The following is a 7,658-nucleotide window of genomic DNA, read 5'->3' on the forward strand; positions in this document are numbered from 1 at the left end:
AGTCTGGCCGATAGAATGACAAGGGGCAATGGCTTGGGCGTCACTCTGCCACGGCAACGACGCGGCGGGTTGACGGGTCTAAAGGATTTATTTACGAACGGTCGTATTGAAAAAATGGCGGGAGCCGATGGGACGCAAGCGCACGATCGATCGCGAAGAGCTGATGAAGGCCGTCGAGGCTGTCGCACGTCGCGACGGCATCAGCGGGCTGAGCATCGATGCCGTCGCCAAGGAAGCGGGCGTCAGCAAGTCCAGCGTCGTCTACGACTGCGAGACCAAGGCCGGCCTGCTGGCCGCATTCACCCGCCATCAGCTTGCCCAGCATCGCGAAAAGTTCGACGCCGCGCGCGCGCGTTTCGAAGGCCAGCCGAACTCCTGCCTGAAAGCCCTGATCGAGGAATTCCGCACCGCGCCCACCGAAGAGGACATCGCGATGGCGCTGCTTCTCAGCGTCGGGATGGGGGCGAATGCGGAGTGCCGCGACATCATGCGGGCGGAAATGCGCCGCGACGCGGACAATATCCGCACCGAGGCGGCCGAGCCCTACAAGATGCTGCGCACGCTGCTGACCCTGCATGGGTTGGCATTTCTTGAGTTCTACGATCTTCACCGCTTCGACCAGATCACCCGCAACGAGATCCTTGATGACCTGATGGCCATCGCCGAAAGCGACAAAGGTGCGCCGCCCTCTTCAGACTGACTCCGACCTCTCCCTTCGCTCCTCCCCCTCCTGATCTGAAGGTCAGACATATGTGCTTCGATAAAACGCCTGGCAGGCTTTCCTGCCTGATGGCCGGTCTTTTGCTGCTCGCGGCGCCGGTCCATGCCCAGCAGATGCCGCCTGCCATCGTCAGCGTGCAGACCCTGAAACCCGGACCGCTTCCGGTCGTGAACGAATTGCCGGGCCGCGTCGCGGCGACCCGCATGGCCGAGGTGCGTCCGCGCGTCGGCGGCATCGTCGTCAGCCGCATCTTCGAACAGGGCAGCCAGATCAAGGAAGGCGATGTCCTTTACAAGATCGATCCGGCGCCCTTCGCCGTGCGCGTCGCCAGCGCCGAGGCGACGCTGGCCCGTGCCGAGGCCGCCCGCCAGAACGCGGAAGACCAGATGCACCGCGCCGCCGCCCTGCGCGAACGCAAGGTGACTGCCGGCGTCGATCTTGAAAACGCGACGACGACCTTGGCCCAGGCCGAGGCGGATGTCTCCATTGCCCGCGCCGCGCTGCAGGAAGCGCAGCTGAACCTGGGCTATACCGACGTCACCGCCCCGATCTCGGGCGTTGTCGGTCGTGCGCTGGTGACGGAAGGCGCGCTGGTCAATGCGCAGAACGATATCATGGCGACCATCCATCAGCTGGATCCCGTCTATGTCGACGTGACGCAATCCTCGTCGGACCTGTTCGCACTGCGCCGCGCGCGCGATGCGGGCACGCTGGTCATGGCCACGCCGGACGAGGCGCGCGTCGAGCTGGTCTTTGACGATGGCAGCGAATACGCCCATTCGGGCAAGCTGCTTTTCTCGGAAGCCAGCGTGGACAGCACCACGGGGCAGATCACGCTGCGGGCCGAATTCCCGAACCCCGATGGCGACCTGTTGCCCGGTCTTTACGTCCGCGCGCGGATCGAACAGGCGGTGCGCCAGAACGCGCTGACCATTCCGCAGATGGCGGTGCAGCGTGACCAGGCGGGCCGGGCCTATGTCTATGTCATGAAGGATGCAGACACGGTCGAACGTCGCGATGTCCGGCTGGGCCAGACCAGCGACAACAGCTGGCTGGTCGAGGATGGCCTGCAGGCGGGCGACAAGGTCGTCGTTGCGGGTGCGCAGAAGCTTCACCCGGATGCCAAGGTCGTGGCCGAGCCGGTCGAGGCTGCCTCGGCCAAGGCCGAGGCGGGTGCCGACGCCGGAAACGGCGCGGAAACCGCCGCCGATGCGCCTGCTGCCAAAGCCGACGAGGCAGCGGCCACCCCGGCCCCCGCATCGGACAAGGCCAAGGCCGCGCAACAGGGATAAGGGAGCATGGCACAATTCTTCATCACCAGGCCCGTGCTGGCCTGGGTGATCTCGATTTTCATCGTGATCGCCGGGCTGATCTCGTTGCCAGCGATGCCGGTCGCGCAATATCCGCAGGTCGCCTGGCCGCAGATCACCATCTCGACCTCCTATACCGGTGCCGCGCCGGGCGAGATCAACCAGTCCGTCGCCCAGCCCATCGAGGATGAGCTGAACGGCGTCGAGGGTCTTGCCTATTACGAATCCGTTTCGGACAGCTCGGGCGCGATGTCGATCACCGCGACGTTCGAGCCGGGCACCGATGTCGCGCGCGCCCAGGTGGACGTGCAGAACGCCGTCGCCCGCGTTGAACCCCTGCTGCCGCAAAGTGTGGTTGACCAGGGCGTCCTGGTTGAAGAGGCCGGCTCAGGCTTCCTGATGATGGTCGCGCTGACCTCGCAGGATGGCAGCTTCAACGACATCGCGCTTGGCGACTATATCAACCGCAACGTCGCGGGCGAGATCCGCCGGATCGAGGGCGTTGGCCGGGCGCAGGTCTTTGCACCGGAACGCGCGCTTCGTATCTGGATCGATCCCGACAAGATGACCGGCCTGAACCTGTCGACCGACGAGGTCGTGGCTGCCATCCGTGCCCAGAACGCGCAGGTCGCGGCGGGCAAGGTCGGCGCGGACCCGAACCCGATGGGGCAGCAGCTGACCGCGACCGTGCTGATGAAGGGGCAGCTGGACGATCCCGAGGAATTCGGCAAGATCGTTCTGCGCGCCAATGCCGACGGTTCTGCCGTTCTGCTGCGCGACGTCGCCCGGATCGAGATCGGGGCTGAGACCTACAGCTTCGCCTCGAACATCAATGGCAAGCCGGCTGCCGCCATCGGCATCCAGCTTTCGACGACCGGCAACGCGCTGAACACATCCGAGGCGGTGCACCAGAAGATGGAAGAGCTGTCGCGCTTCTTCCCGCAGGGCATGAGCTATTCGATCCCCTATGACACCACCCCCTTTGTCGAGGCCTCGATCGAGAAGGTGCTGCATACGCTGGTCGAGGCCGTGGCGCTGGTCTTCGTCGTGATGTTCCTGTTCCTGCAGAACTTCCGCTATACCCTGATCCCGACCATCGTTGTGCCGATCGCGCTGATGGGAACGATCTCGGTCATGCTGGTCGCGGGCTTCTCGATCAACGTGCTGACCATGTTCGCTATGGTGCTGGCCATCGGCATCCTTGTCGATGACGCCATCGTCGTGATCGAGAACGTGGAAAGGATCATGGCGACCGAGGGCCTGCCCCCACGAGAAGCGACGCAGAAGGCAATGGGCCAGATTTCGGGCGCCATCGTCGGGATCACGCTGGTCCTTGCGGCGGTGTTCATCCCCATGGCCTTTTTCCCCGGCTCGTCCGGCATCATCTATCGCCAGTTCGCGCTGACGATGGTGGTCGCGATCCTGTTCTCGGCCTTCCTGGCGCTGACGCTGACCCCGGCGCTTTGCGCGACCTTCCTGAAGCCGGTTACGGGGCATCATGAACGGAAAGGCTTCTTCGGCTGGTTCAACCGCAATTTCGACCGCCTGACCCGTCGCTATGCCGGCAGTGTCAGCATGGTGACGCGGCGGCGGCTGGTGATGATGGCCTTTTACCTGGTGCTGGTCGGGGTGACGGCCGCGGGCTTTGTCCGCCTGCCGACCAGCTTCCTGCCGAACGAGGATCAGGGTTTCATCATCACCGACGTCCAGACGCCGCCCACCGCCAGTTCGAACCGGACCGACGAGGTGCTGTCTTCGGCGACGCAGATGTATCTGAGGAATGACGCGGTCGAGAACGTCGTCGCCATCCGTGGCTTCAGCTTCTCGGGGCAGGGTCCGAATGCCGGCCTGATCTTCGTCACCTTCAAGGACTGGGCCGACCGCACGCAATCCGCGCAAGATATCGCGGGCGGCGCGAACATGGAGCTGTTCACCTATAAGGATGCGCAGGCTTTCGCGCTGTCGCCGCCGCCCATTCCGGGTTTCGGCACCACGGGCGGCTTCAGCTTCCGGTTGCAGGACCGTGGCGGGCAGGGGCAAGAGGCCCTGAAGGCCGCGGCCCAGCAGATGATCGCCGAGGCGCAGAAAGGCGGCATCGTCACCGGTCTGCGGATCGAGGGGCTGCCGGATGCGGCGCAGGTCTTCGTCACCATCGACCGTGAAAAGGCGAATGCCTTTGGCGTGACCTTTGCCGATATCTCGGCGACGATCTCGCAATACCTCGGCTCGGCCTATGTCAACGACTTCCCGAATGCGGGCAAGATGCAGCGCGTGATGGTGCAGGCCGATGAAGGTTCCCGGATGCAGGCCGAGGATATCCTGAAACTGACCGCGCGCAATTCGCAGGGTGGCATGGTGCCGTTTTCCTCCTTCGCCAGCGTGAACTGGGAACAGGGCGCTTCGCAGGTGGTGGGCTATAACGGCTATCCGTCGATCCGCATCGCAGGCTCTGCCGCGCCGGGCTTCAGCTCGGGCGCCGCGATGGCCGAGATGGAGCGCCTGGCGCAGGCACTGCCGCAGGGCTTCGGCTATGAATGGACCGGCCAGTCGCTGGAAGAGATCCAGTCCGGCTCGCAATCGACGCTGCTGTTCGCGATGAGCGTGCTGTTCGTCTTCCTGCTGCTCTCGGGGCTTTACGAAAGCTGGTCCATCCCGCTTTCGGTGATGCTGGTGGTGCCGCTGGGCGTGCTGGGCTGCGTGGCTGCCGTGATGCTCCGCGGAATGCCCAACGACATCTACTTCAAGGTGGGTCTGATCGCGATCATCGGCCTGTCGGCCAAGAACGCCATCCTGATCGTCGAATTCGCCAAGGAATTGCGCGAGGAAGGCAAGACCCTGATCGAGGCTGCGGTCGAGGCGGCGCGCCTGCGCTTCCGTCCGATCCTGATGACCTCGCTGGCCTTCACGCTGGGCGTGGTCCCCTTGGCCATTGCGACCGGCCCGTCCGCGGCCAGCCAGAACGCCATCGGCACTGGCGTGATCGGGGGGATGATTGCCGCCACCATCCTTGCGGTGTTCTTCGTCCCGGTATTCTTCGTCTTCGTGCTGGACCTTTTCAGCCGTCTGACACGGCGGGGCAGGGATGAAGCCCGGCAAGCCGGTTCCGCGGGCTGACAGCCTGGCCTGACACTGCGCGGGCGGCCCCTTTCCGGGTGCCGCCCGTGCCCTTTCCAAAGTGCCCCGAGGGGGCGCACCAACTCTTCGAGTGACCCGAATGACCCAAGCCTACAATTCGTCCCGCCGCCTGCTTCTGGGGGGGCTCGTCTCGGCCCTTGCGCTGGCGGCATGTTCGCCCGTCGCCTATACCGCGCCGGAGCCCGATCTGCCTGCGCGTTTCGCGGCGGATTCCCCGGCCCGCCGCGCAGGGTCCAATGCATGGTGGTCCGCCTTCCGTGACAGCCAGCTTGACAGCCTGGTCCAGGCGGGGCTTGCGCGAAACCTTGACGTGCAGACCGCCGTCGCGGTGATCCGTGAAGCCCAGGCAAACGCCCGCCTGGTCGGCGCAAACGACCTGCCGCAGGTCCAGCTTGAGGGCGCGGCGAACCGGGGCATCAGCGACAGCGGCGTTTCGATCGCCGAGTCGTCCTCGGCGACGCTGGGCGTCTCGTGGATGATCGACATCTTCGGGGCGAACCGCGCCGCGCGCGAAGGCGCGGCCGCACAGGTCGACGCCGCCTATCTGTCCGCCGAGGTCGCCCGTCTGACGGTGGCCAGCGCGATTGCCACGGCCTATGTCGACGCACGCTTCTATCAGCAGGCGGTGTCACTGACGCGGCAAAGCCTTGACAGCCGCAAGCGCACGCTGGCCCTGACCCGCGAACAGGACGTTCTGGGCAGCGTCAGCCGGGTCGAGGTGCTGCAGGCCGAACAGCTGGTGACGCAGGCCGAAGCTGCGCTTCCCGCGCTGGAAATGGGCTTCGACCAGTCGGTCAACCGGCTTGCGACCCTGACCGCGGGCCACAGCGCCGACCTGGCCGCGCGACTGCGCAAGGGTGGCAGCCAGCCCCGTGCCCGTTACAAGGCCAGCGTGGGCGTCCCCGCCGATGTCGTCCGTGTCCGTCCCGACGTTCGTGTCGCCGAACGCAACCTGTCCGCGGCCGTGTCCGCGGTGGGCGAGGCCGAGGCGGCCTTCTATCCCAAGCTGACGCTTTCCGGTTCGGTCACGCCGATCGACCTGGCGGGGGGCGGCAGCCTCAAGACCTGGGGTTTCGGACCGCAGATCTCGGTTCCGCTGTTCACGGGCGGTGCGAACAAGGCGCGGCTTTCGGCAGCGCAGGCCCGGGCCGAACAGTCACGACTGGCCTGGCAGGCCTCGGTCCTCAAGGCCGTGGAAGAGGTCGAGAATGCGCTGGCCGGCTACAACCGCGACGCACGCGCCGTTTCGGCGCAAAGCCGGCTGGTCGACAATGCCAGCGAATCCGTGGATCTGGCCCGCACGTCCTATGAATTGGGCGAGGCCGGTTTCTTCCCGGTGCTCGACGCCGAACGGACCCTTTTGTCGGCGCGTCAGGATCTGGCCGACGCGGTGCGCCAGCAGGCGCTGCACTTCGTCCAGCTGAGCGCAGCCTCGGCCGGGGGCGTCGGCGTTTCCGCGAAATGAGCCGCGCGGGCCGTCTGGCCCGCGCTCAGGCGACCTGCGCCGCCGTGATCGCGGTCGCAGCGATGATATCCTCGGTCGAGCAGCCCCGCGACAGATCATTCGCGGGGCGCGCCAGCCCCTGAAGGATCGGTCCGATGGCGGTCAGCCCACCCAGACGCTGCGCGATCTTGTAGCCGATATTGCCCGAGGCGAGATCCGGAAAGATGAACACGTTCGGGCGTCCCGTCAGGCAGCTTCCCGGCGCCTTCTTGGCCCGGACGGCGTCGTCAAGGGCGGCGTCGAATTGCAGTTCTCCATCGACTTCCAGCGTCGGGTCGGCCTCGCGGATGCGTGCCAGCGCCTCTCGGATGCGCCCAAGGCTGGGGTGATCGGCCGACCCCGCGGTCGAAAAGGACAGCAGCGCCACCCGCGGCTCTTCGGCCAGGATGCGGCGGCAGCTTGCCGCGGCGGACAGCGCGATGGCCGCAAGCTCGGCCGCGTCGGGCGCGATCACCAGCCCGCAATCGGCAAAGATCATGCCGCCCTTGATCGGGGCCTCGGGACCGCAGGAAAGCATCAGGAAAAAGCTCGACACGATCCCGGCCTCGGGCGCGCGCCCGATGATCTGCAGCGCGGCGCGCACGGTTTCGGCCGTGGTCGCGACGGCGCCGCCCAGGGTTCCGTCCGCCTGACCCAGCCGGACCCGCATCGCCGCCTGCCGGATTGGGTCGCGCATTTCCTCCAGCGCGCGGTCGGGGCACAGGCCGCGATGGGCGCGCATCTGGTACCAGTGATCCGCCAGCTCCGGCAGGTCGGGCGCGTCGGCGGGCCTGATCGTTTCGACCCCGTTCAGCGCCGGACCGTTCATCAGCGTCACGCGCGCCAGCCCCTGGTCGACCAGCCGGGCCGCCGCCTCGGCCACACGGGGATCCTCGCCTTCGGGCAGAATGATGTGGCGCGGGCGGGCGCGGGCGGCTTCATAGATGCGTTCAAGCGGTTTCATGGCAGGACTTTCCGAAAGTATTGCGGTGCGCGATGCGGTGTTTTC

General features: G+C 66.2%; 5 protein-coding genes. 4 read left to right on the forward strand and 1 reads right to left on the reverse strand.

The window, feature by feature from the left end; all coding sequences use genetic code 11:
• Positions 1–127: 127 nt before the first annotated feature.
• The 4 genes from RM190_RS10000 (at position 128) to RM190_RS10015 (ending at position 6,631) form a co-directional block, all read left to right on the forward strand.
• Complete coding sequence (locus RM190_RS10000) at positions 128–700, forward strand: TetR/AcrR family transcriptional regulator (protein WP_311759284.1); 573 nt, start codon at positions 128–130, stop codon at positions 698–700.
• 89 nt (positions 701–789) lie between these two features.
• The gene (locus RM190_RS10005; RefSeq protein WP_311759285.1) at positions 790–2,013 is read left to right on the forward strand and encodes an efflux RND transporter periplasmic adaptor subunit; all 1,224 of its coding nucleotides are present in this window, start codon (positions 790–792) and stop codon (positions 2,011–2,013) included.
• A gap of 6 nt (positions 2,014–2,019) precedes the next feature.
• Positions 2,020–5,145: an efflux RND transporter permease subunit gene (locus RM190_RS10010; RefSeq protein WP_311759286.1), complete on the forward strand. Its 3,126-nt coding sequence runs from the start codon at positions 2,020–2,022 to the stop codon at positions 5,143–5,145.
• 100 nt (positions 5,146–5,245) lie between these two features.
• Entirely contained in the window at positions 5,246–6,631 is a 1,386-nt protein-coding gene (locus RM190_RS10015) for an efflux transporter outer membrane subunit (RefSeq protein ID WP_311759287.1), read from the forward strand.
• 25 nt (positions 6,632–6,656) lie between these two features.
• Here RM190_RS10015 and RM190_RS10020 read toward each other — a convergent pair whose 3' ends face one another.
• The gene (locus RM190_RS10020; RefSeq protein ID WP_311759292.1) at positions 6,657–7,613 is read right to left on the reverse strand and encodes a phosphate acetyltransferase; all 957 of its coding nucleotides are present in this window, start codon (positions 7,611–7,613) and stop codon (positions 6,657–6,659) included.
• Positions 7,614–7,658 lie beyond the last annotated feature (45 nt).

The sequence above is a fragment of the Paracoccus broussonetiae genome, assembly GCF_031854425.1.
Classification (GTDB): domain Bacteria; phylum Pseudomonadota; class Alphaproteobacteria; order Rhodobacterales; family Rhodobacteraceae; genus Paracoccus; species Paracoccus broussonetiae.